The sequence below is a fragment of the Photorhabdus temperata genome (assembly GCF_025384845.1).
GTDB classification, from domain to species: domain Bacteria; phylum Pseudomonadota; class Gammaproteobacteria; order Enterobacterales; family Enterobacteriaceae; genus Photorhabdus; species Photorhabdus temperata.
On sequence record NZ_JAJAFX010000045.1, the window covers coordinates 1 to 23,526 of the forward strand.

General features: G+C 41.9%; 30 protein-coding genes, 3 tRNA genes and 2 pseudogenes. 24 read left to right on the top strand and 11 right to left on the bottom strand.

Translation table 11 applies throughout. The features are described from left to right. Positions 1 to 54 precede the first annotated feature (54 nt). The 4 genes from LGZ99_RS16585 to LGZ99_RS16600 form a co-directional block, all read right to left on the bottom strand. Positions 55 to 492, bottom strand: a complete 438-nt coding sequence (locus LGZ99_RS16585) for a universal stress protein (protein WP_023044257.1) — start codon at positions 490 to 492, stop codon at positions 55 to 57. A 118-nt stretch (positions 493 to 610) separates the two neighbouring features. After that, positions 611 to 949: a hypothetical protein gene (locus LGZ99_RS16590; RefSeq protein WP_021325148.1), complete on the bottom strand. Its 339-nt coding sequence runs from the start codon at positions 947 to 949 to the stop codon at positions 611 to 613. Between the two features lie 306 nt (positions 950 to 1,255). Next, entirely contained in the window at positions 1,256 to 1,684 is a 429-nt protein-coding gene (locus LGZ99_RS16595; RefSeq protein WP_021325149.1) for a universal stress protein, read from the bottom strand. Positions 1,685 to 2,067: 383 nt separating this feature from the next. Continuing rightward, positions 2,068 to 2,292, bottom strand: coding sequence for a DUF2594 family protein (locus tag LGZ99_RS16600; protein WP_036841661.1), 225 nt, complete (start codon positions 2,290 to 2,292; stop codon positions 2,068 to 2,070). Positions 2,293 to 2,727: 435 nt separating this feature from the next. Here LGZ99_RS16600 and uvrY point away from each other — a divergent pair, with 435 nt between their 5' ends. The 11 genes from uvrY to LGZ99_RS16655 all read left to right on the top strand — a co-directional run bounded on the left by uvrY (position 2,728) and on the right by LGZ99_RS16655 (position 9,948). Continuing rightward, a complete protein-coding gene (uvrY, locus tag LGZ99_RS16605; protein WP_021325151.1) occupies positions 2,728 to 3,393 on the top strand; it encodes a UvrY/SirA/GacA family response regulator transcription factor in 666 nt (221 codons plus the stop codon). After that, on the top strand, positions 3,377 to 5,209 hold the full coding sequence (gene uvrC, locus LGZ99_RS16610) for an excinuclease ABC subunit UvrC (protein WP_036841659.1): 1,833 nt from the start codon (positions 3,377 to 3,379) through the stop codon (positions 5,207 to 5,209). The genes uvrY and uvrC overlap by 17 nt, the downstream gene beginning before the upstream one ends. A 57-nt stretch (positions 5,210 to 5,266) precedes the next feature. Beyond that, on the top strand, positions 5,267 to 5,815 hold the full coding sequence (gene pgsA, locus LGZ99_RS16615; protein ID WP_021325153.1) for a CDP-diacylglycerol--glycerol-3-phosphate 3-phosphatidyltransferase: 549 nt from the start codon (positions 5,267 to 5,269) through the stop codon (positions 5,813 to 5,815). Positions 5,816 to 5,959: 144 nt separating this feature from the next. Further along, positions 5,960 to 6,035: transfer RNA gene (locus LGZ99_RS16620), tRNA-Gly, on the top strand. 48 nt (positions 6,036 to 6,083) lie between these two features. After that, positions 6,084 to 6,157 (top strand) — tRNA-Cys (locus tag LGZ99_RS16625). Between the two features lie 6 nt (positions 6,158 to 6,163). Further along, a tRNA-Leu gene (locus LGZ99_RS16630) sits at positions 6,164 to 6,250 on the top strand. Positions 6,251 to 6,414: 164 nt separating this feature from the next. Further along, positions 6,415 to 7,677 carry a tyrosine-type recombinase/integrase gene (locus LGZ99_RS16635; protein ID WP_036840956.1) on the top strand — a complete coding sequence of 421 codons (1,263 nt, stop codon included), beginning with the start codon at positions 6,415 to 6,417 and terminating at the stop codon, positions 7,675 to 7,677. A gap of 179 nt (positions 7,678 to 7,856) precedes the next feature. Then, positions 7,857 to 8,543, top strand: coding sequence for a hypothetical protein (locus tag LGZ99_RS16640; protein WP_051769669.1), 687 nt, complete (start codon positions 7,857 to 7,859; stop codon positions 8,541 to 8,543). A 162-nt stretch (positions 8,544 to 8,705) separates the two neighbouring features. Further along, entirely contained in the window at positions 8,706 to 8,903 is a 198-nt protein-coding gene (locus tag LGZ99_RS16645) for a helix-turn-helix transcriptional regulator (RefSeq protein ID WP_023045470.1), read from the top strand. Next, on the top strand, positions 8,903 to 9,181 hold the full coding sequence (locus LGZ99_RS16650) for an AlpA family phage regulatory protein (protein ID WP_071789528.1): 279 nt from the start codon (positions 8,903 to 8,905) through the stop codon (positions 9,179 to 9,181). The genes LGZ99_RS16645 and LGZ99_RS16650 overlap by 1 nt, the downstream gene beginning before the upstream one ends. Positions 9,182 to 9,192: 11 nt before the next feature. Further along, positions 9,193 to 9,948: a Rha family transcriptional regulator gene (locus LGZ99_RS16655; protein WP_023045469.1), complete on the top strand. Its 756-nt coding sequence runs from the start codon at positions 9,193 to 9,195 to the stop codon at positions 9,946 to 9,948. Positions 9,949 to 10,273: 325 nt separating this feature from the next. Here the strand turns inward: LGZ99_RS16655 and LGZ99_RS16660 are convergent, their stop codons facing one another. Further along, a complete protein-coding gene (locus LGZ99_RS16660; RefSeq protein WP_071789526.1) occupies positions 10,274 to 10,453 on the bottom strand; it encodes a hypothetical protein in 180 nt (59 codons plus the stop codon). A 130-nt stretch (positions 10,454 to 10,583) separates the two neighbouring features. Here LGZ99_RS16660 and LGZ99_RS16665 point away from each other — a divergent pair, with 130 nt between their 5' ends. Together LGZ99_RS16665 and LGZ99_RS16670 are read left to right on the top strand one after the other, a co-directional pair. After that, the gene (locus LGZ99_RS16665; RefSeq protein WP_071789524.1) at positions 10,584 to 10,817 is read left to right on the top strand and encodes a hypothetical protein; all 234 of its coding nucleotides are present in this window, start codon (positions 10,584 to 10,586) and stop codon (positions 10,815 to 10,817) included. A gap of 187 nt (positions 10,818 to 11,004) precedes the next feature. Next, positions 11,005 to 12,222 (top strand): annotated as a pseudogene (locus tag LGZ99_RS16670) (DNA primase family protein); the annotation flags it as partial. A gap of 629 nt (positions 12,223 to 12,851) precedes the next feature. Here LGZ99_RS16670 and LGZ99_RS16675 read toward each other — a convergent pair. Both LGZ99_RS16675 and LGZ99_RS16680 read right to left on the bottom strand, forming a co-directional pair. After that, on the bottom strand, positions 12,852 to 13,028 hold the full coding sequence (locus LGZ99_RS16675; RefSeq protein ID WP_023045465.1) for a hypothetical protein: 177 nt from the start codon (positions 13,026 to 13,028) through the stop codon (positions 12,852 to 12,854). A gap of 124 nt (positions 13,029 to 13,152) precedes the next feature. Further along, positions 13,153 to 13,461 (bottom strand): hypothetical protein, encoded by a 309-nt coding sequence (locus tag LGZ99_RS16680; RefSeq protein ID WP_023045464.1) that lies wholly within the window; start codon positions 13,459 to 13,461, stop codon positions 13,153 to 13,155. Positions 13,462 to 13,746: 285 nt separating this feature from the next. On the opposite strand from LGZ99_RS16680, the gene LGZ99_RS16685 reads away from it, so the two are divergent. The 11 genes from LGZ99_RS16685 (at position 13,747) to LGZ99_RS16735 (ending at position 21,273) form a co-directional block, all read left to right on the top strand. Further along, positions 13,747 to 14,901 (top strand): phage major capsid protein, encoded by a 1,155-nt coding sequence (locus tag LGZ99_RS16685; protein ID WP_023045463.1) that lies wholly within the window; start codon positions 13,747 to 13,749, stop codon positions 14,899 to 14,901. A gap of 8 nt (positions 14,902 to 14,909) precedes the next feature. Then, a complete protein-coding gene (locus LGZ99_RS16690) occupies positions 14,910 to 15,458 on the top strand; it encodes an HK97 family phage prohead protease (protein ID WP_023045462.1) in 549 nt (182 codons plus the stop codon). Positions 15,459 to 15,460: 2 nt separating this feature from the next. Next, positions 15,461 to 16,684 (top strand): phage portal protein, encoded by a 1,224-nt coding sequence (locus LGZ99_RS16695; RefSeq protein WP_023045461.1) that lies wholly within the window; start codon positions 15,461 to 15,463, stop codon positions 16,682 to 16,684. After that, positions 16,681 to 17,016 carry a phage head closure protein gene (locus LGZ99_RS16700; protein WP_023045460.1) on the top strand — a complete coding sequence of 112 codons (336 nt, stop codon included), beginning with the start codon at positions 16,681 to 16,683 and terminating at the stop codon, positions 17,014 to 17,016. Before LGZ99_RS16695 ends, LGZ99_RS16700 begins: the two co-directional genes overlap by 4 nt. Continuing rightward, positions 17,013 to 17,315 (top strand): head-tail connector protein, encoded by a 303-nt coding sequence (locus tag LGZ99_RS16705; RefSeq protein ID WP_023045459.1) that lies wholly within the window; start codon positions 17,013 to 17,015, stop codon positions 17,313 to 17,315. The genes LGZ99_RS16700 and LGZ99_RS16705 overlap by 4 nt, the downstream gene beginning before the upstream one ends. After that, complete coding sequence (locus tag LGZ99_RS16710; protein WP_023045458.1) at positions 17,315 to 17,746, top strand: HNH endonuclease; 432 nt, start codon at positions 17,315 to 17,317, stop codon at positions 17,744 to 17,746. The genes LGZ99_RS16705 and LGZ99_RS16710 overlap by 1 nt, the downstream gene beginning before the upstream one ends. Positions 17,747 to 18,025: 279 nt before the next feature. Beyond that, positions 18,026 to 18,379 carry a phage terminase small subunit P27 family gene (locus tag LGZ99_RS16715; protein WP_023046163.1) on the top strand — a complete coding sequence of 118 codons (354 nt, stop codon included), beginning with the start codon at positions 18,026 to 18,028 and terminating at the stop codon, positions 18,377 to 18,379. After that, the gene (locus LGZ99_RS16720) at positions 18,376 to 20,037 is read left to right on the top strand and encodes a terminase large subunit (RefSeq protein WP_023046162.1); all 1,662 of its coding nucleotides are present in this window, start codon (positions 18,376 to 18,378) and stop codon (positions 20,035 to 20,037) included. The genes LGZ99_RS16715 and LGZ99_RS16720 overlap by 4 nt, the downstream gene beginning before the upstream one ends. A 58-nt stretch (positions 20,038 to 20,095) precedes the next feature. Further along, positions 20,096 to 20,287, top strand: a complete 192-nt coding sequence (locus tag LGZ99_RS16725; RefSeq protein ID WP_023046161.1) for a hypothetical protein — start codon at positions 20,096 to 20,098, stop codon at positions 20,285 to 20,287. A gap of 6 nt (positions 20,288 to 20,293) precedes the next feature. After that, the gene (locus LGZ99_RS16730; protein ID WP_036840951.1) at positions 20,294 to 20,545 is read left to right on the top strand and encodes a helix-turn-helix domain-containing protein; all 252 of its coding nucleotides are present in this window, start codon (positions 20,294 to 20,296) and stop codon (positions 20,543 to 20,545) included. A gap of 431 nt (positions 20,546 to 20,976) precedes the next feature. Beyond that, positions 20,977 to 21,273 carry a DUF1889 family protein gene (locus tag LGZ99_RS16735; RefSeq protein ID WP_023046159.1) on the top strand — a complete coding sequence of 99 codons (297 nt, stop codon included), beginning with the start codon at positions 20,977 to 20,979 and terminating at the stop codon, positions 21,271 to 21,273. A 596-nt stretch (positions 21,274 to 21,869) separates the two neighbouring features. Here LGZ99_RS16735 and LGZ99_RS16740 read toward each other — a convergent pair. The 4 genes and pseudogenes from LGZ99_RS16740 to LGZ99_RS16755 form a co-directional block, all read right to left on the bottom strand. After that, positions 21,870 to 22,157: pseudogene (locus LGZ99_RS16740) on the bottom strand (recombinase family protein); the annotation flags it as partial. Next, on the bottom strand, positions 22,100 to 22,282 hold the full coding sequence (locus LGZ99_RS16745) for a tail fiber assembly protein (RefSeq protein ID WP_262979359.1): 183 nt from the start codon (positions 22,280 to 22,282) through the stop codon (positions 22,100 to 22,102). The gene LGZ99_RS16745 and the pseudogene LGZ99_RS16740, both read right to left, overlap by 58 nt. 57 nt (positions 22,283 to 22,339) lie before the next feature. Beyond that, positions 22,340 to 22,606, bottom strand: coding sequence for a hypothetical protein (locus tag LGZ99_RS16750; protein ID WP_235184804.1), 267 nt, complete (start codon positions 22,604 to 22,606; stop codon positions 22,340 to 22,342). Beyond that, entirely contained in the window at positions 22,606 to 23,523 is a 918-nt protein-coding gene (locus tag LGZ99_RS16755; RefSeq protein ID WP_200875307.1) for a phage tail protein, read from the bottom strand. The genes LGZ99_RS16750 and LGZ99_RS16755 overlap by 1 nt, the downstream gene beginning before the upstream one ends. Positions 23,524 to 23,526: the final 3 nt, after the last annotated feature.

Genomic DNA, 23,526 nt, shown 5'->3' on the forward strand with positions numbered 1-23,526 from the left:
ATTAAACAATGGGTACAATACAGAAGATAGTCTTTTCACTACTAAATAAATAACTCACCTGACTACCAAAACGGAAATATTCGCATATCCGACAATTCCTGAAGCGTTTGAACCTAATAAATGCGTCGAAATATTAGGTCGCCTGGAGCCAATGATAATTAAATCGGCTTTAATCTCATTTGCTGTTGATAATACTTTGTCCCTTGGTGATCCAAAAGCGACAGAGAAAGAGACCCGCTCTTTTGGTAAGTTTATTTTTTCAACAACTTTTGCCAGTTCTTCTTCTGATCTTGCAATAGATTTCTTGGCAAAAGAGTTGATCAAGTCATAATGATAACTATAACTAACTGAAAATCTCGGTACATCAGGAATGGAATGGAAAAGATGTATATTGGCATCAGACAACTTAGCCAAATACTCTGCATGTGCAATCGCTTTATCGGTCAATTCATCTTCTGAAATTTCCACCGGCACTAAAATAGTCTTGTACATATGCACTCCTATATTTATATACCAAACCGAACTACTTCAATGAGTATATAAAATATTCCATTATTTGCTGTGAGTTGTTTAACTAAATCAAACAAATTACTGTATAACTCATTTTTCATTACTCAGTGTCAAGATGCCATTTGTGTAATATCCGGTGGATGAAAGGTGTTACAACAAGCCCTAAAGTAATCAAGAACACACTTTCCAGAAATAACCCATATATCGCAATAAAATATTTACCAGGCAAACTAACAGGGACAGGATCTAACCCCTGTGATCCAAGCATAGATAAGGCGTTGAGCAAAGACTCAGAAAATGAGTGCCCTTCTATCAGGTAAAACCCCAGCACACCCGGAATTATTCCAATAAAGAAAAATGTGGCGGCGATAAGGTAAAAACGCGCCACCCGCCATAGGAAATGATCCAGACGAATCAGTTTATCAGTAAATTTCTCCATAATTATTTCATCCGCAATAATTCTGCACAGTCACATGCAATCTCAATGAAAATGAAGCCAGATCAAGCTTTACTAAATAGCTTTAACTAATGGTAAGCCATACTAAGATGGCTTACCAATCCATCCAATTAAGAGCCCATCCCATTAGGGCTATTTTATTTACCACTTTGTCAAAAAGAGCGAATCACTCCTCACGTACTCTGTATACGCCACGATTTTCTGAACACTCTCTATGCTCACTGTTCATTCACAAGAACAGTCTGCAACAATTACGCCTACTGGGATAGGCTCTAAATTTCAGCTATCTTACCTGATAACCAAAACAGATATTTTCGAGTATTTGACAACGCCTGCTGCATTAGATCCTAATAAATGCGTTGTGATATTGGGTCTCCTTGAGCCAATAACAATAAGATCAGCATTAATTTCTATAGCAGTTGCGGTTATTTCGTCTCTTGGTGAACCAAATGCAATGGAATAGGATAGCTTATCATCAGGAATATCCATCTTATCAAGCAGCACTTTTAAATCATCTTCTGCTTTAATTGTCGCTTTATCCCTAATTTCCTCATATCCTAATGAATATGCATTAACAATCGCCGATGAGATTGGCAACACATGAAGTATATGGAGCTGCGCACCCGTTTCTTTAGCTAAAGACAGTGCATGCTTAACCGCTTTACTCGTTAGTTCATCTTCTGAAATATCTACCGGTACTAAAATAGTTTTGTACATATGCACTCTCCTATATTTACATACCAAACCAGACTACTACATTTAGTATACTCTATATCCGGTTAATTACTATGAGTTATTTAACCAAACGAAAACAATGATAAAAAGAAAAAACACTTATAAAAGTAAAAATCAATCATCATGATAATAATAAATCTATTACTGTTTGTCATCAATGATGATCCAGCCCATTACTCACAAAAGAAAAAATCAATTAATACCTTTATTCAATATATCATCCTGTACATAACGATAAAATAACGATGATAGATTAAGGATTTTTCACCTATCACACCTGCTTACCTGTCCTTTATCTATCGCGTTTTAAGGGATGCCAAAAGTGACATGTACAGGGGCAATAACATCAACCCCTGAAGCCTATTTTACTGCCGGTATAACGCTTTTATTTGCTGAACAGTATTTTCAAATATCTTAGCTTGTTTTTCATCGTCCATTTCTGCAATAGCACGCTCCACATTCAGTATAACTTTCCCGGCATTAGCTTGCCCCAGCGTTTTAAGAGCCGAAGCCAACAACATTTTTAAACATGCCACTTCTGTTGCCAGGATTTCGGTATCGGAAGATGAAGCCAAATCAATGTTACCCATAGTCGTTACCTGCTTAAGTGTTAATTACGTCATGAAAATAATAACTATACCACATAATCCATCCCCTATTTTTATACATCTGGTAAATATATCTACAAAAACAAATGTTAACAAATTGTTAAAACTATTTATTTTATAACTATTTTTGCAGTTATTAATTCTATGATAATCAGAATATGCGGGATGTTATTGTTGTAAATAAATAATACATGTTGCCATATAAGATAATTCTCTTTTGTCTTTGAGAGATATAAGTATAATATTCACATTCCTGATGAATTTTTGCGATAATTTATCTATTCTATTGTTTTATATAATTTTTACTAAAAATCAAAAAATAGATTACTGAAGTTAACTCTTCTGAAACAAATTTAATTCACAAGCAATATCAATGAAAGCTCATGTATGAGCATAGGGCCAGTTGGAGATACTTTTTTGATAAATGTTTTGTTAGTCGATGATCATGAATTGGTCAGGGTTGGTGTAAAACGTATTCTTGATGACGTGAAAGGGATAACAGTTACAGGAGAAGTCAATTGTGGTGAAGACGCGATAAAATGGTGCCGGACGAATAAAGTAGATATCGTGTTAATGGATATGAATATGCCAGGCATCGGTGGCCTGGAGACAACAAAAAGAATCCTGCGTTACCATCCTGATGTCCGGGTAATTATGTTGACTATCTATACTGAAAATCCATTACCGATGAAGATGATGCAGGCAGGCGCCAGAGGGTATCTCAGTAAAGCCTCTACCCCTCAGGATATGGTCAATGCGATCCGTACTGTTAATGCCGGGCAGCGCTATATCGCTCCCGATATTGCCCAGCAGATGGCCCTTAGCCAAATTAACCCACAGGCAGATAATCCACTAAGTTGCCTGTCTGATCGTGAATTACAGATTATGCTGATGATCACAAAAGGACAAAAAGTGAGTGATATCTCTGAACAACTTAACCTCAGCCCAAAGACCATCAATAGCTATCGTTATAGAATGTTTAGTAAACTCAATATCAGCGGTGATGTAGAATTAACACATATGGCAATACGTTATGGGCTGTTCGACACAGAGAGTCTATTAAATAGTGACGGAACAATTTGATTCAAAAGCATTTTTAAAAACAGTAACCAGTCAGCCTGGTGTTTATCGTATGTACGACACCTCGGGAACGGTTATTTATGTCGGTAAAGCTAAAGATTTAAAAAAGCGGCTTTCCAGTTATTTTCGGGCGCAGGTCGCCAGCCGTAAAACCGAATCGCTGGTCAAAAACATTGCTCAAATAGATGTTACTGTCACACATACAGAAACCGAAGCGTTGTTACTCGAGCATAATTACATCAAGCTTTATCAGCCCCGATATAACGTTTTACTGCGAGATGACAAATCTTATCCTTATATTTTTCTCAGCGCAGATAAACACCCACGGCTGGCAATGTATCGGGGCGCTAAGCATTCTAAAGGTGAATACTTTGGCCCATTTCCAAGCTCTTATGCGGTACGTGAATCATTAATCTTACTGCAAAAACTTTTTCCTATCCGGCAATGTGAGGACAGTGTCTACCGCAATCGCTCCCGGCCATGCCTTCAATATCAAATTGGCCGATGTCTTGGACCTTGCGTTAACGGTTTGGTAAGTGAAGAAGAATATCAACAACAAGTTGATTATATTCGCCTGTTCCTTTCAGGCAAAGATCAGCAAGTTTTAACCAAATTGATTAGCCGAATGGAAGAAGCCAGCCAGCAACTGAAGTTTGAAGATGCTGCAAGATATCGCGATCAAATTCAAACCGTTCGTCAGGTCACTGAGAGACAATTTGTTTCAGGCACAGACGACGACCTGGATGTTATCAGCATTGCATTTGAAACGGGCATGGCTTGCCTGCATGTCCTGTTTATACGTCAGGGCAAAGTACTGGGGAGCCGAAGTTATTACCCTAAAATACCGGCCGGGACAAAACCCGACGAGATTGTGCAAACATTCCTTGGTCAATTTTATTTACAAGGCAGCCAAAACCGGACTTTGCCATCAGAAATTTTGCTGGATTTTGCTCTGCAAGAGAAAGATATTTTATCTGATTCTTTATCTGAAATATCTGGTCGAAAAATTCATATTCAAACCCGCCCTCGCGGAGACAGGGCCCATTATCTGAAACTCGCCCGGACAAATGCAGCAACAGCGTTGATTACCCGCTTATCTCAACAATCTACCATTCACCGAAGACTAGAATCTCTCGCCCATTTAGTTCAGTTGGCAAAAATTCAGAGAATGGAATGTTTTGATATCAGTCACACTATGGGGGAACAAACTGTTGCATCTTGTGTTGTTTTTGACAGTAATGGCCCACTACGTTCTGAATATCGGCGCTATAATATTAGTGGCATCACGCCCGGAGATGATTACGCTGCCATGAATCAAGTATTGCGCCGTCGATACGGAAAGGCATTGGATGAATCAAAAATTCCCGACATTATTTTTATTGATGGCGGTAAAGGGCAATTAGCTCAGGCAATAGATGTATTCCAGTCTCTTGATGTTGAATGGGACAAAACACGCCCACAATTGATAGGCGTTGCCAAAGGAAGTGATCGCAAAGCCGGGCTTGAAACGCTATTTTTCGCGGCAGAAGGTGAAAGTATGGCACTGCCACCGGACTCACCTGCCCTGCATGTGATTCAACATATCCGTGACGAATCACATAACCATGCGATAACGGGGCACCGCCAGCGGAGAGATAAAGTGAGAAAAACCAGTACGCTGGAATCTATTGCCGGTGTTGGTCCAAAACGCCGGCAAATGTTACTGAAATATATGGGGGGGTTACAGCCTTTACGCAATGCAAGTGTCGAAGAGATCGCAAAAGTACCGACTATTTCCTATGCATTAGCAGAAAAAATTCATAATGCATTGAAACACTAGGTGCATTGATGCACCATACTTATAAATTCCACTATAGCCAGATAGTTAAGAAGCACTATGCAATTAAATATACCAACATGGCTCACCCTATTCCGTATCGCCCTGATCCCATTTTTTGTTCTGGCATTTTATTTGCCATTCAAATGGGCGCCGATGGTCTGTGCCATAATTTTTGTTGTCGCTGCGGCGACAGACTGGTTTGACGGTTTTCTTGCCCGCCTTTGGAAGCAGACAACTCGCTTTGGCGCATTTCTTGATCCTGTCGCTGACAAAATCATGGTTGCTGCCGCATTAGTATTAGTTTCCGAGCATTATCATACATGGTGGATAACACTCCCCGCTGCAACCATGATAGCACGTGAAATTATCATCTCTTCTCTCAGGGAATGGATGGCTGAATTAGGAAAGCGCAGTAACGTTGCCGTTTCCTGGATGGGTAAGGTAAAAACAACAGCACAGATGGCGGCATTAATTGCCTTATTATGGCGCCCTAGTTTTGAATTCGAGCTGGGTGGATTCATATTACTTTATGTTGCTACAGTGATGACATTTTGGTCAATGTTTCAATATGTCAACGCGGCGTGGTCTGATTTGCGTGAAGCTTGATCGAAGTGACGTAAAAATCATCGAACAAACACACCCTAACAATAATTGTGTTGACTCAATACGTGAAGTAAGTAGAATGCAACGCATCGAACGGCAGATGAGATTTACGAAAACAAATAAGTAAATCAGCCAGTTCGAAGCGGTGCGGGAATAGCTCAGTTGGTAGAGCACAACCTTGCCAAGGTTGGGGTCGCGAGTTCGAGTCTCGTTTCCCGCTCCAAGTTACTAGTTAGGATGAATGGTTAGTAACTTAATAGCTGATAAATAAGGCGCGTTGGCAGAGTGGCCATGCAGCGGATTGCAAATCCGTCAACCTCGGTTCGACTCCGGGACGCGCCTCCAAATTCAGCCCAGGTGGTGAAATCGGTAGACACAAGGGATTTAAAATCCCTCGGCTGTAAGGCTGTGCGGGTTCAAGTCCCGCCCTGGGCACCATATATAAGTTTATTGATGTCTAATCAAGTAAACAATCTCTTAGAAAGACCTGATAAATCAATCAGGTCTTTTCTTTTTACATCTATTCTAGTCTATTGCAATCAATATGCACCAAGGGGCATAATCTGGGGCACCTGCACTTCTATTTTAAATGTGCCCCCATAATGAAACTAAACGCACGACAAATCGACACAGCAAAACCCAAAGAGAAAACCTATAAACTCGCTGATGGTGGCGGCCTCTATCTGGAAATCACTTCACGCGGTTCTAAATACTGGCGCATGAAATACCGCCGTCCTACCGATAAGAAAGAAGACCGACTAGCTTTTGGTGTATATCCGGTAGTGTCTTTAGCTGATGCAAGAATTAAAAGAGATGAAGCTAAAAAGTTGCTTGTTCAAGGTATTGACCCTAAAGCAGAGAAAAAAGGAGCACAATCCGAGTCAAAGGAGACATATACCTTTGAACTAATTGCCCGAGAATGGCACACAAGCAATAAACGATGGAGTGAAGATCACAGCAACCGAGTTCTGCGTAGCCTTGAACATTATATTTTTCCTCATATTGGTACGCTCGATATATCTACTTTAAGAACAAGCCACCTTTTAGCTCCGATCAAAGCCGTTGATGCCGATGGTAAACATGACATTGCCCAACGATTGCAACAGCGTGTTACTGCTATTATGCGTTATGCCGTCCAGAATGATATTCTTGAATCCAGCCCTGCCAATGATATGGCTGGCGCTCTCACTACAGTGAAATCCAACCATCACCCTGCCCTATCCCATGAACGTTTACCCGAATTTCTTACCCGCATTTCTTGCTATCGAGGACGCTTAATCACTCGCCTCGCAGTAGAACTAACTTTACTCACGTTTGTTCGTTCTAGTGAGTTGAGATTTGCGCGTTGGGGAGAGATAGATATTGAGAGGGCTATCTGGTGTATACCCGCAACAAGAAAACCCATTGAAAAGGTCAAGTTTTCTGAACGTGGCATGAAAATGAAAACAGAGCATATTGTACCATTGAGTCGTCAGGCTGTTTCTATCATCGAAACCTTATACGGGCTGAGTGGCGATTGTGAAGTGATGTTCCCTAACGATCATGACCCAAAGAAAGTCATGAGTGAAAGCACAATTAATAATGCCTTGCGCGTTATGGGCTATGACACCAAAACAGAAGTCTGTGGACATGGATTTAGAACAATGGCACGCGGTGCTATGGGTGAGTCTGGATTATGGAATGATGACGCAATAGAACGCCAGTTAAGCCATGTAGAAAGAAAAAAGGTTAAGGCTGCATACATTCATACTTCTAAACATTTAGATGAAAGGCGGTTAATGGTTCAGTGGTGGGCGGACTATTTGGATGCAAATAGAGAAAAACATATAACACCGTATGATTTCGCTAAAAAGAGCCGGAAATAGCTTTGTATAAAGTCACAAATTGGATACTTGTAAGGCTGGATGAATAGACAGTGATAATTGTCTTTAGTAGACTATCCAAGACGTTAAAGAATAAAGCTATGCCTAGGGTCGCTCCCGAAAACCCGTACACCTCTACGGACTGGCATAGCTCCTACAAATAGAGGACGTGAGGTGACACGATGACTAGGGATGTTGAAATCCAATTCGTTACTTTCAGGGATGTGGTTCTAACAATTAAAAGTAAGTTACTTGGTGCTGATTTGGTTGAAGCTGCAAAATGGTTACAGAAATATATCCATCCCAATAGATTGATGCGTAGAAATTCGTATATATCTGGAATACCTCCACTCATTTTCTTTGATGAAAATAAAAGAGTTTGTGTTGAGCAGCATGAAATGAAAGGTGAATTACTATCAATGATAATTGGTTTTCCGGTGCTATTTAATGAAAGATGTTATTCAACTTATGGTTTCGATAAAAACAGACTAATTTCCTTTTTTAAGAATCATAAAATAGATATAGATTTTCCTATCACCGATTCACCTATTGGAATGATGACATTAGCAGATGAGAAAGAAGATAGTAAAGATGAAATCATAGAAGAGCTTCGTAAAGAAATTGATTTATTACGCAAAGCTAACGAATTAAATTCAAAAGATGATATCTTATTTTTGAACAATTTTAGACAAGACGATCCATTAGCTCTTGCTATAGAAATAAGAAATAAAGAATGGGTTGGATATAATCCTGATGATAAATCAACCCGAGGTAATCAAGAGAGTATCATAACAGCTCTTGTTGATCGGGGTTTTTCAAAGAAACAAGCTGAATGTATAGAGCTTGTGGCGTGTCCAATAAAGAGATAACAAAGTTACTATCAGGGTAGATTATCCATCTGCCCTTATCCTTCAAGTAAGCTCCTATTACCCTCACAGTAAATTACCCTGAACCCTAAAGATCTTGCTATCAGGGTATATTCTTATGCCAACATCGCTCTTGTAATTTGAACGTACATAGGAGTAAACAAAATGGCTAAAAATTTTATTCGTCTACCCGAAGTTCAACGCAGAACTGGTTATAGCAAGGCGTGGATTTACAGACTTATCGCAGATGATAAATTCCCAAAGCAAGTTAAAATCGGTACTCGCTCAGTCGCTTTTGTTGAATCAGAAATTGATAGCTGGATAGATCAACGTATCGCGGAATCTCGCGGTGAGGTAATGTAATGAAAAAATTCATATTACCTACTGACGAACAGAGGAAATATGTTCTTTCCGTTTATGGAGAATTCGAGCGAAGAATAAGGGAAGCAGAGAGAAAAAGACTAACGAGTATATCGAGAGGACATTGCCACAAATTAGAAAGTCTAGGTCTATTTCCCCCTCGTTGTCATTTTGGTCGTAATTCCTGCGCGTGGCTTTTAAGTGATGTTTTATGGTGGATACGTAATCCTCCAACTATAGAAAACGTGAATAACCCATATAGCCGTAAACCAGCTAATTAAGGAATAACATCATGAAAAAAATTACTGCCTTGGTTGGCAACGGTCAAATTTACTCTAAATTCAGCCGGAGCGATATTTTGAATAATGAATTGTTCTGTAAAGATGCAAATAAATCTGCTTTAGCAATGCCAGAAGTAATTATTGTTGGCAATAAACCAGTAACGACTTCTCAGGCAATTGGAAAATATTTTAAACGTGACCACGACAAAATAATAAAAAGAATTGAAAATCTAGATTGCTCTGACGAATTTTTAACCCGCAACTTTCGGCGGGTTCAATATTGGCATCGTGGTAATGAGTATGATTCCTATGAAGTAACAAAAGATGGTTTTTCATTCCTTGTAATGGGCTTCACTGGCAAGAAAGCGGCTGCGTTCAAAGAAAACTATATCAAACAGTTTAACTACATGGAGAACTGGATCACCGAACGCCTGGAAACTAAGGCCGAGTATCGCAGTCTTGCTGATGCTGTGAAGTTATACATTGAGCGTAACGGTGATGATCAGCGAGGACACACCTATAGCAATGAGTTTTATTTCCTTAATACGCTTGTACTTGGTGAGTCTCCGAAACGGTGGGCTAAAACTCGCGATATTCACACAAGGCAAATTCGGGACAATATGAGCACGGAGCAGTTGGAATTACTTACTTATTTGGAAATGCGTAGTGCTGCTTTATTTGATCTGGATATTCCTAAAGACGAAAGAAAACAGAAGCTAACAAAACTAACTCAACGTTGGTTAGCTAAACGCATGGAGGCTAAATAGTGATGCCGGTAAATATCATGGAACATTTAATGTTCCAACCTAACAATCACGTTAATCCACTGATAAATATTCAGACTACGAATATACAGTCTGGTCAAAGTTTGCAGCCACCATTTAGTGGAGTACAAAAAGAAAAGGATAGCACGGCGAATACTACCCTTAAAATAATCAGCTTTTTGCTTCGTGAAGCAAATCAACGCATTAATGATGCCTCAAATCTGAGGAACGAAGTAAATCAATTAGTTAACTTACCCTCTTTTAGAGGAGCGGTTAACCGAGGTAATAAGATTTACTCAGTTAACCAGACAACTAATTGTTGGTTGGTTCAAGAGTTAGATTCGATACCTCTTGCTTGTAATTCTTTACGGATAATGCGCTTTATCCATGCAGAAACAGAAGCGTCGCCATCTTGGGCTAACGCTGCTTTTATTCCTTGCTCAAGGGATGGTTCTACTCTTAATGCGATTTGCTTATTTCCCTTTCCTGATATCCTAATGGTTGACACTTGGTTTACTCCTGTTTATATTGCCTTCGTATACCAAGTGTATGACAAGTGTGAACCAAAAACAACGCCCCGAAGTAAGGCTAACACTATCGAGGCGTCTAACCAACAACCGTTAATACAGGTAACGATTATGGCTATACAACAGCATAACCAAACTCGCCTTAAATTTACATTCCTAATTGCGTCAAGCAATCAACGATTGGTGGATAGCGAAAATGAAGCGAGTCTACTGGTGGGTAAGTCTAATCTGGTGTTTGTATCGCGTCATCTGAAGTTCGTGATGGCTTTGATAACCTCGTCATTATGCCAACTATCCGTCTCACCAAAGAATACACCTGCGCAAGGAGAGCTTAATTATGTCTGATATCTATAACTACCTAGCACGCTGTGACTTTAACAACATGAGCACTGAGGAACTTAAAGATTTGCGCAAGCATTCAGAAGGGGCGCACAGTTCGATTATGGCGGGATTATCTACTTTGGGGGAGTTGGCTTTCTGGTCAACGGACAAGGATAATAAAGAATATTCAGGTGATCAGGCCAGGAGTGATTTACGCCGCTCAATGGTTGAGATATTTAACCAACATGACACACCCTATAGTCCTAGCGGAATAAACAACGCGATTAACGCAATGAAATTGCAACTCCCTGTTATCAGAGAGCAACTCAGGGAAATCATCGGATTTAGTAATGGTATTTATGATTTATCGACGAAGGTGTTTAAGCCTCACCAACCTGAACACTGGCTAATGAACCATAATGGCATTGAATTTACTCAGCCCGTAAAAGGGGAAAATTTGCAGGCACACGCTCCGAATTTTTACCGCTGGTTATCCCATGCCGCGAGTAATGATGTGAACAAGATGGCCCGCATTAATGCCGCCCTGTTTATGATATTGGCAAACCGTTATGACTGGCAGCTATTTATTGAAGTGACAGGCGAAGGCGGTAGCGGTAAAAGTGTGTTTACTTATATCGCGACTTTATTAGCCGGTGAACACAATACCGCAAGCGGCAATATGAAAGCACTGGATGAAGCTAGGGGACGTTATCAGTTTGTCGGAAAAAGTCTTATCACATTACCTGATCAGGTCAAATATGTCGGTGAGGGGGCTGGTATCAAAGCTATTACGGGCGGTGATTTAATTGAAGTTGACGGCAAATATGAAAAGCAATTTTCAACGATTATTAAAGCCGTTGTATTAGCCACAAATAACGAGCCAATGAGCTTCACCGAGCGTAATGGCGGTATTGCAAGGCGGCGTGTCATATTTCCTTTTAATAATCCGGTTAAGGAATCAGAGAAAGATCCATTATTGTCTGAAAAGATTAGCCGTGAGTTACCTATCATTATTCGTTATTTGCTGGGGGAATTTGCCAGCCAGGAGAAGGCGAGAAAATTACTGCATAAGCAACGGGATTCAGGGGAAGCCCTCTCAGTGAAGAGTCACTCAGACCCATTATATAACTTTTGCGGTTATCTGGTTTCATTGGGTGAAGCTGCTGGCATGAAAATGGGGAATAAGAACATCGTTCCAAGAGCGCCCCGTATTTACCTGTATCATGCTTATCTGTCTTTTATGGAGGCTTACGGATTTGATAGGCCGCTCACATTAACAAAGTTCGGTGAATCCATGCCAAAGGTGATGCAGGAATACCAAAAGGATTACCGAAAAGTCAGAACTAAACAGGGTTATTTTTACAACGTCAATTTAGGTGATGAGGCTGAAGAATGGCTTCCTGCTGTACCTGAACGCAGAGACTTATAACCAACCCTATATAAAGTTTTGACGTTAAGTATGCACCCTATACACAAAATCATATAATTAATTGATTTTAAATACAAAAATAGGGTGTATAGTTATCTTTCACCTGTACACCAACTATGCATGCTATACACCAATAATTAACGGTAAGGGTGAACAGGGTGTACGGCTGGTGAATACAGTGTTAACCCTCGCAAAGCAAGATGTATCAAGGCTTACAAAGAAATATGTATAAGGTGCACAGTTGAGAGGCTCAAAAAGATTTTCAGGGGGCTATCCTCTGGCTGGCATAAATAATTATTTTTTTATTTTTCAGGGGGCATCAAGCCAATTACACAAGAAGATATAAGAACACATTACGATTATCATAATATTATTCAGTTAGACGATTTACATACGGCTGAATATCGTCAGTTGGTAAATGGTCACGCTTTTTTCTTTCAAGATTCTGGTGGCTGTTTAAGACATTCCTTATCACAAGAAATATTGGCGGCCAATAAAGAGCAATGAGATGTTTTAATGGAACAGTTATAGGGATTCAGAAATATTATAAATGATGTACCTGAATGACTGAGTGAAAAATAATATACTTATAGCCGAGCCTTATAAACTCGGCTTTTGATATAGCTATATCAAAGTAAGCCAATTAAACCTGTAACGCCAGCTCCGACAATACTTGCTACAGTATTATTCTCTAAAAACTTTATTAGCACATTTTTAGCTTCCTTATCACCGGATTGAGCAATTTTTTCAGCTATATCCTGAATGCTGATGTTGGTAATTTGAGAATTATTATTACCAACCTGCACCTGATGTCCTGATATATTGCCAATATTAAATAACGTTTCGTAATTCTGCTACACATGGCCTTCTTCAACCCATTGTTATACATAGAATTATGAGTGATATAAGATGTAGCGCTATTTTGGAATCTTATTTAACGACTGAGTTATGATTTTTTGATTTATGTTCACTGGCTGTCATAATCTCTACTTCCATAATTAACATGTGCTTGTGTTTAGTGCCAACTTGTAGTGTTCCACCGGGTAAAAATGAAACATCCAACACTTTAAGTTCAATTACTCGTTTGCCTGATTTTTGAGTAATTGTATCGCCTATCCCAACATCAGGTTCATCTGTATAAGGAATTTTGACTGTATTCCCTTTTCTACTGGCACTATGTTCTGTGTTATCAATAATTATAATTTCAGGATATGCCAACGCATTAAGATTAAAACTCATGTAAGCCTCTCAGTAAACTATTTACGTTTTCTTGCCGTTGTTCGTGAGATATTAACATAAAGTTTTGTAAATATTTTGCTCTCATGTTATCGCATGTTTTGCGCCTCAAGATAAGGGGGTTTTTTATTATTTTTCATGGTGTTAAATGGTTGGTGCTGCGACGTGTAGGTACGTCTTTTGTTTCAGTTATTCCATGCTGACATCCTTAAAGCGGTGGTTCTGACAGCTACCGTTTTTTTAAACCTGCATGAACAGCAAACCCCTTAACCTACATGCAGAGACACCATGAAAAAATTACTTGAATTGCGCCAGCAAAAAGCCGCTCTAACCTGTCAAATGCGCACCCTTCTCACTAAAGCAGAAGACGAAAAACGCTCACTGACCGAGGATGAAGCGAAACAGTTTGATGAACTGCACAGCCAATCTGACACGCTGAATACTAAAATTGTCCGTTATGAAGCTCTCGCCGATGAAGAACGCTCCCAAGTGGGTAACCCTGTTCAGAAATGTGATCGCCTCAGCAATGACGAATTGCGTACTTATATTCTGACAGGCGAAACCCGTTCACTGTCTACCAGCGTTCCGGTTGATGGAGGTTATACTGTCATCCCTGAACTGAACAAGCAGATCATGCAACAACTTGCTGATGAATCAGTGATGCGTCAAATCTGTACGGTGAAAACCACACGCAGCAGCGAATATAAGCAGTTGGTTTCAGTTGGTGGCGCAGCAGTGGCGCATGGGGAAGAAGGCAAAGTACGCGATGAGACAACAACACCAAAAATAGAAGAAATCAGCATTAAGCTGTTCCCTATCTACGCCTATCCCAAAACGACACAAGAGATTATTGATTTTAGCGACGTTGATATTCTGGGCTGGCTGACCTCAGAAATTGGCGACACCTTTGTAGACACCGAAGAAACGGATCTTGTGAGTGGTAACGGCAGTAAAAAAGCAAAAGGCTTCCTCTCTTATCACCGTGACACGAAAGGCGACAAGACACGTGATTTTGGTACCCTGCAAAAGCTGGAAGTCACCACCCTTGAGGCCGACAGCCTGATTGATCTTAAGTTCTTGCTTAAGATCAAATATCGCAAAAACTCAGTGTGGGTGATGAATTCCAATACTGCTGCTAAGGTGCAAAAGCTGAAAAATGGCAACGGGGATTATATCTGGCGTGAGCGTTTACAGGCGAGTGATCCCGATATGTTGTTGGGCTTGTCTGTCCACTATCTCGAATTTATGCCGGATGGTGTTATTGGTCTGGGCGACTTTAAGCGTGGTTATTTCATTGTTGACCATGAGACCGGCACACGTACCCGTCCCGACAATATCACCGAACCAGGATTTTATAAGGTACATACTGACAAATATTTGGGCGGTGGTCTGGTGGATTCCAACGCAATAAAGATCCTTGAAGTAAGCGAAAGTCCCCTATGAGAGATAGGATGAATAAAAATTTTGAAATTCGCACTGCGTCTTTATCCGCTGCTAATAAAAAGCTAGTGGGGTATGTTATTAAATGGAACAGCCGATCCCAAGTCTTGTGGGACGAGTTTGTTGAGCAGTTTGCTCCGACTGCCTTTAATGCCAGTTTAACTTCTGGTGCAGATGTCAGGGCACTTTATGAACATGATCACATGAACCTATTAGGCCGTACCACATCCGGTACGTTACAGCTTGCCGAAGATGCCACCGGATTACGTTTCGAGTTAATACCGCCTGATACACAATTGGGGCGCGATGTACTTACGCTGGTGGAGCGGGGTGATATCTCCGGTATATCCTTCGGATTTAGGTCACTGAAAGATCATTGGGATATCGATCAATCACCCTATGTCAGAACGGTATTGGAAGCTGAATTACGGGAAATCACCGTGACCAGCTTACCCGCCTACCCCGAAAGCGGGGTGGAAATTGCCAAGCGCTCACTGAATGCAGCTAAACCCTGTGATGCTGATTTGCGTCACTACTGGCTACAACTGTCCGAGGTGTAACCATGTGGCCGTTTAAGCGAAAAGTCCCAGAAACCCGAAACATGACCCTTGATAAGTTTCTTTCCCTGGCGGGTATCTCTAACACCAAATCGGGTGAACATGTTTCCCCATCCACGGCGGAGGGCTTACCTGCGGTAATGAATGCCGTCACCGTGATCAGTGAAGCCGTGGCAACGATGCCTTGTTATCTCTATCGGGTACAGCACCAGAACGGGACCGAATCACGCGAATGGCTCAGTGATCATCCGGTTGATTACCTGCTAAATGAGTGTCCGAATGACTGCCAGACACCATTTCAGTTTAAACGTACCTTGATGCGTCATTGTTTGCTGAATGGTAATGCCTATGCGGTGATTGTCTGGGGGCGGGATGGTCAGCCTCAATCCCTGCATCCTTACCCGCCGTCTTCGGTAGTGTCTCAACGGCTATCCGATCACCGGTTCGCGTACACCATCACAGAACCCTACAGCGGCAAGGTGAAAACTTACTTACAGGAAGAGATCCTGCATTTGCGCTATGCCACCGAAGACGGCTTTCTTGGGCGCTCGCCTGTCACCATTTGCCGTGAAACATTGGGCTTAGGGCTGGCACAACAACGCCACGGTGCCAGTATCATGAAAGACGGCATGATGGCGTCAGGGGTAATTAAATCCGCGGATTGGCTGGATGGTGCAAAGGGCGCCAAGGCACTGGAAGCCCTGGAACGTTACAAGGGGGCTCGCAATGCGGGTAAAACCCCTATTCTTGAAGGCGGGATGGAATACCAGCAATTGGGGATGAGTAACCAGGATGCCGAATGGCTGGCCTCTCGTCGTTTCACGATTGACGATATCGCTCGGATGTTCAACGTCAGCCCGATCTTTTTGCAGGAGTATTCGAACAGCACTTACAGCAACTTTAGCGAAGCTTCCCGCGCCTTTCTGACTATCACCATGCGTCCGTGGCTTGCCAACTTTGAGCAACAAATTAAATCGGCCTTGCTGATAGCATCCCCGAAGCGGGGTATTCGTTATCAGGTGGAGTTTGATACCGCCGATTTGCTTCGGGCCAATCCAAGGGAACGCTTCCAGAGCTACGAAACCGCGATTAAATCCGGGGTGATGTGCCCGAATGAAGCCCGCGAACGTGAGGGATTATCTCCCCGTAAAGGTGGTGACGAATTCAGTCAGGCGTGGAAGCAAACCGTTGAAGTGAAGAAGCCCACTGAACCGGAGGACAAAGAATGAGGGCAGGCAGATTAAGGCATCAGGTGACTATCCAGAAAAATGAAATCAGCCGTGATGACTTCGGCTCAGTGATTAATAAATGGGTGGATGTTGCCACCGTCTGGGCGGAAGTGAAAGCAATTAGCGGACGGGAACGAATGGCTTCCGGTGCGGTGTTCTCAGAAGCCACCGTACGTATCTGGCTGCGTTATCGTGCTGATGTGACCACAGCGAACAGCATTACCTATCACGGAGCAAACACGAGGGGAACAGCTTTTAGCATTATGGCGGTTATCCCTGATTCCAAACATACCCGCTTAGAACTGCTTTGCAAAGGAGGCGTATTCAGATGACGGAGATTAAAATCCCCCTGAACGAAATCAAGCGACATTGCAGACTGGATGAAAGCGACACCCTTGATGATGAGTTATTGATGGGCTATGCCGAAGCTGCGTTAGAAGTCTGCCAGCAACATATTGGTAAGCGGTTTGACGAAGGCTTGGTCTTCACCCCTGCGATTAAAGTGGGCTGCCTGCTTTACATCAGCTTGCTATATGAGAATAGAGAGATGGCAACAGATGCAGATCTTAAAGAAGTACCGTTCACCATTAAATCGTTGTGGTCGGTTTATCGTGATGTGGGGGTGTACTAATGCCGTGGTGCCCCTTAAAGCGTTGTGCCTATCCCGGATGCAAACAGCGCGTAAAGTCGGGTCGATGTGATGAGCACAAACGGGAAGCCCGACGGGTACAAGACAGCAAACGAGGAACACGAACAGCACGCGGCTACAGTAATCAATGGGGTCAGTATCGGTTGATGTATTTGAAAGCGAATCCCTTATGTGTGATTTGCCTGAAAGCCAATATCTACACCCCTGCAACCATTGTTGACCACATTATCCCGATAGACGGTGACAGTGATGTGTTGTTCTGGCCCGATTTTAATCACCAATCAATATGTCATAGCTGCCATAACACCAAAACGTTTAAACAAGACCCGATAACCAAACAAAAGCGTAAGAACGGCGAATATCGCGAATGGGAAGAAAGAGCGGTACAGCGTCATGATTGGATATATCAGTAATGAACGAACAACAAATAAATCAATGGGTTAAAGGGTTATTGAAACACAGTGAACTCTATCGACGATCAAAACAGATTGCCGCCTGAGAAACCCGTAGCGAGGCGTGCAAGTCAGCGTGAAGGGGCTAATGGTATGTTTCAGGGATCGTTAGGAGAGCGTATAGAGGGGGTAGGGGCATCAAAAATGACAAACGCCCCACTCGCCGGAACCGATGCTCCCCTCAAATTTTTACGCACGGCATTTTTTTTGAAAATAATTTGATAGGAAAATAAAAGAGTTATGGCAAGAGCACCCAAACCCCCCACTTATCTTAATGACATTGCCACCAAAGAGTGGAAGGCCAAGGCGAAAGTGTTATCAGAGCGTGACGATCTCACCCCTGCCGACTGGAATAATCTTGAATTGTATTGCGTCAACTATGCTATGTACCGGAAAGCCGTTGCCGACCTGGACGAACGAGGATTCAGCATTGCAAACAGTCAGGGCAGTGAAAGCCGTAATCCTTCATTAAGTGCTAAGGCTGATGCGGAAAAAATCATGATTAAAATGTCGTCTTTGCTAGGCTTTGATCCGGTATCACGGCGTAAAAACCCCGTAGAAACCGAGGAAGAGGACGAGTTAGATCGCCTATGAACGCCTGGGAACACTACGCCGAAGACGTAAGAATGGGCAAAATTCCGGCGTGTAAGCGTCTGAAACAAGCTGTTGAACGCTATTATAGTGACCTCAATAATCCGCTTTACACGTTTGATACCGCAATTGTAGAGCGTTTTATCGGGTTTTCTCGTGTCTGTCCGCACGTTAAAGGGCACTTGCGAGGGAAGCCGATAGAACTTGAACCGTGGCAGCAATTTGCCTTTGCTAACCTATTAGGCTTCAAAGTCAACACTACCGGGCGAAGAAAATACCGCAGTGCTTATATTCAGGTACCGAGAAAAAACTCCAAATCGACGGTCGCCGCGATACTGGCTAACTGGTTTCTGGTCATGGAGAACGGACAGCAAGATATTTACACCGCCGCCGTGAGTCGGGATCAAGCCCGTATTGTGTTTGATGATGCCCGTCAAATGTGCCTGCTATCAAAACCCCTGAAAAAACGCGTAACAATACAGCAGCATAAAGTGGTTTACCCCAAAACAAATAGCCTGTTAAAGCCCCTTGCAGCTAAAGCGGCCACCATTGAAGGCACGAACCCCAGTCTTGCTATTGTGGATGAATACCATTTGCACCCGGATAACGCGGTTTATTCAGCCCTTGAATTGGGGATGGGGGCACGTCCCGAAGGTATCCTGTTTGCCATTACCACCGCAGGCAGTAACGTTATTTCGGCCTGTAAACAACACTATGATTATTGCTGTCAGATCCTTGATAGTGAAGAACAAAACGAATCGTTATTTGCCCTGATTTATGAACTGGATGATGAAAGCGAAATTGACGATGAAAGACTATGGAGTAAAGCCAATCCGAATCTGAATGTCTCGGTTGACGCGGATGCACTGCATGACACGATACAAAAAGCGCGAGGGATTCCCTCACAATGGACGGAAATGTTGACCAAACGCTTTAATATCTGGTGTCAGGGAGAAACGCCGTGGATGGGTGAAGGGGCCTGGCTTGCCTGTCAAGCTGACTATGAAGAATCTGACCTGTACGGGCGGGAATGTTACGCCGGACTGGATTTGTCTTCTACAGGAGATATCACCAGTGTGTGCTATACCTTCCCGGTAGAAAACGAGTTGTTATTACTCACCCGCCATTACCTACCCGAAGCACAATTACAGCACCCCGCCAATAAGAACCGGGCCATTTATCGTCAATGGGCGAAACAAGGCTGGTTACGCATTACACCGGGCGACTGTATTGATTATGACCGAATACGGGATGACATTTTAAAAGATAGCGGACGGTTTAGCATCAAACTGACGGGCTTTGATACCTGGAACGCTACCCATTTAAGAACCCAGTTACAGGGTGCCGGTCTGGATGTTGAGCCATTCCCACAAACTTATATGCGATTTAGCCCCGTTGCCAAGTCTGCCGAGGTGTTTGTTAACCGTAAGGTCATTCGTCACAACGGTGATCCGGTTCTGACATGGGCCATGAGTAATGTGGTGATGGAGACGGATGCTAACGCCAATATCAAACCGAACAAGAAGAAATCGGCGAACAAGATAGATCCGGCGATTGCTTTTTTGGTGAGTTTCGGTACATGGCAAATTGAGCATGAAGATTTTGCTTTCAGTCTCAGTGATGAGCAAAGACAACGCCTTGTAGAGTTTAACGGCATATAAAATATAAATAATCCTGCTTATTTGACTCTTGAGTCAGATAATACAATCGGTTAAAGTAATGTTGTCATTGGCAAAATCCAGTGACCAAGGTTTTGCAGCCTTGCGTTCATGGACGCTGGTAAGAAGTTTTTACCAGTGTGCCTGCTATCGCCCTTCTATGGCGGTTCAGGCAGGGGAGGCTCACGCCTCGCCGGACATGAACGCCGGTCTGCAAACCCTGTTTGAATCGCCACCACCAGGGGAAAGGTAAGCAGGAATGACTAAAAATAAAAATGACTGGCATACCGCTGATATCATCGCGGCTTTACGTAAGCGTGGCACCACCTTAGCGGCAGTATCACGTCAGGCAGGGCTTAGTTCGTCTACATTAGCGAATGCTTTATCTCGTTCGTGGCCTAAGGGAGAGTGGATTATTGCAAACAGCCTTGGAATACATCCCTCAGAAATCTGGCCTAGCCAGTATTTTGATGTGAACGGTCATCTTATTGAACGTAAAGCTCGAAATTAATATGTTATTTAGTTGTCATGCAGCCAGCGTAAGTTGCTGGCCGCTATTGATTAATATGATAAGCAGTAGTCGGGATCGTTATTAAAAGTGAAATGAGCTTGAAGAATTTCATTAGTCCAAACTAACATTAAACATAAACCTGAATTTTTAACTCCTCATTTTCTAGATTCGTCTCCTGCATATCCTCCGTATAGAGCATTCATTTTATTTTCGTAATCCTCTCCAAACTTAGAATGCTCAATAAGTAAAATAACAAATGACCTTTCATTTTAAAAACCTAAAGATTATTAGCTGGTTATTATTTTAAGGTATTAAATATGTTCTTCAAGTAATGTTTTCTACAGCATCGAAGTTGTATTCTAAATAGAGTAACAGATACAGGAAAAACTTGGTAGAATATAAATTTCCCTATCTTGCAAGAAGAGCAAAGTATGAAACCTATTTTCAAAAGAACATTAGAAAATTTCAATAGTTTAAACACATCTGTATCATCCCCCCATCCTTCCGATGAAAGCTATATCAAAGAAATTCTCAAATTTCTCAAAAATGAAGGGAATGAATTAACCTCTAATGACATATTTACTTGGGGAAGTAGTCACAATTGGGATAATCAATTTACTAAAAAAGTTTCTGATTGGGCAGATAAGATTAACTCTGGTGGGAGGGTTATTATTAAACATCCAAGGTTGGGTGAGAAATTTAAGCAAGAATTACGTTCCCTTAAATAGCTAATTAATATCATTGAGGCCGCACATCGCGGTCTTTTTTGATAATTACAGTTGGGTTTTTTCTATTCTTCTTTCATGCTGCATAATTAACCAATTATACCTTATGTTACTTTCTACAAGGTATCATATAAGCAACAATTGGCTTGTGAAATCAATACAATAAATTGATAAACCTACTCTTCTAGACTTGAACCAGTGTCCAAGTCATTAAAACGACATTTATACTTGACTATTCTTAAGACTTATAGTTTTTGTTCCAATAGCTTGATGAAATATCAGAAAACTTATAAAAATATGTAAATTCAAATAGATAATGAAATTAAAGGAGTAAAATGATACGGGGGCATAAAAAGGGGCACAAAATTAATAACTAAAAATAAATTCAATATATTCAATTGGTTAATGAAATTTGCCAGTCCCGCCCTGGCACCATATAAAAACTTGCTGTAAAACAGTGAGTTAGGAAAAAGAAAAGGCCACCGCAAGGTGGCTTTTTTGTTGATACAAATCACACTTCACTATTCGTTCACTATATCTTTTCGCTATATTTTCACTTCGGCACCTCTGCCATTTATATGAAGCCGGGAGACCGTCTTTCACCTTTCAATCGGCAAATACTTATACACAGTAGACAGTGATGTATTGTAAATCAGTGATAGTTGTTTCCGTGTGTGACCTTTAGCTAGTAATCTCATTGCTTGTTTCCTGTCTTCAGCTGATAACGATACCGGTCTGCCTCCAACTCTCCCCTGAGCGCGAGCTGCTATTAAACCTGCGTTTGTTCTTTCAACAATCAGTTCCCGCTCCATTTCGGCCAATGCACTCATCACATGAAAGAAGAATCGCCCCATAGCTGTACTTGTATCGATACTGTCAGTAGTGCTGCTTGCTGTTGCTTGGCATCATTGATTTGATGAGCTTTGAGTAAGTCTTTATCAACTACCCACTCTTTGCCATTCCATTTATCAAAATCGGTGGGTGGTTTATTGAATGTAAGTGTGTCAGGCAATTCCCCAATTTCTGTTATCTCAATCGGAGCGCAAGTTTTCGTATCGTAAGCTGTCTTTCAGCGATAATCCGGTAATATTTCCCAGCATTTACCATCCATGCTACGACAAACCGCTTCATCATCAGATTGTGGAAGTTTGGGCGCATCGGGATAAGCACCCGCTGATAAGCTAACACCAAGCATCACATATTCAATATCTGAAGCTGTGAATTCTCTTGTTATCTGATTAGAGTGATAAGCCTTAATCCATCCTGCTTGGGTAGCTAAACCGTCTTTGCCCAAAACTACTACTTCATGTTCTAAAGAATATTTTTGTTCTGTCATTATGCTGCTCTCACTATGTAATTAAATGCGACGTTGCGGGGGCGGGTTTCAGCCCCACCCACTGAGTTTGTATCGATAGACCTGTGATTGATGATTGAACCATGAATATCAGCAGAAACGGGAAAGGAGCCAGCCGTGGGATCAAAACCCTTTAGCCCCCAAGTTCGCTCAAAATAATGGTTGTGTGACTTAAAATCATCGGCCTGGGTTGACAGCAAACTTCGCCTTGAATCAACGCCTCTCTCATCATCCCACCCGCGAATAAATTCTCCGCGCAAATCGGGCAGCTGCCCGGATGAAAATACAGACGCCAGAGCAGGATAAGCCGCTTTATCGAACTTCGCGCCATTGCATTTCAGCCAGCCCGTTGGTGGCGTTGCGAGCGGGTACGGAACAGGAACACCAACCGGAAGCGTAGAGCCCTCCCCTAAACCCAGGTTTTTTATAAACTCACTTTTATTAGGGATATCTGCACCGTTTTGGTCTTTTGTCAGTCTGTTGCTGATATCTGATGCAAGCGCATTGATAGATTTGAGCTGAATAGTCTTACCCTCCGGAGTAGTAATTGTGATTACTCCAGTCTCCGTCATCCACTTATTCAGATTAAACAACAGCTCATCTGTATAACCAAGCTGTGCTGTGACTTTCCGAGCAGCATCTGAATAAGTATCGGGAACCGATGTTTGAATAAAATATGTAGCATTAGAAACAACATCCGGGAATTTATCGATTAAGACTAATTCAGTATCACTATTAACGTTTTTAATTGCTGATAACTTAAAAGCATTCCCGACTTTGATTAAAATAGTCTGAGCCGGAGCAACACCGAATTTATTATCTTTCCAGTGCGTCCCAGTTCCGGTTGCAATATCTGAGTTGGCAGCAATTGAAATTGTGCCGAAGTTGTATGAAGACATGAT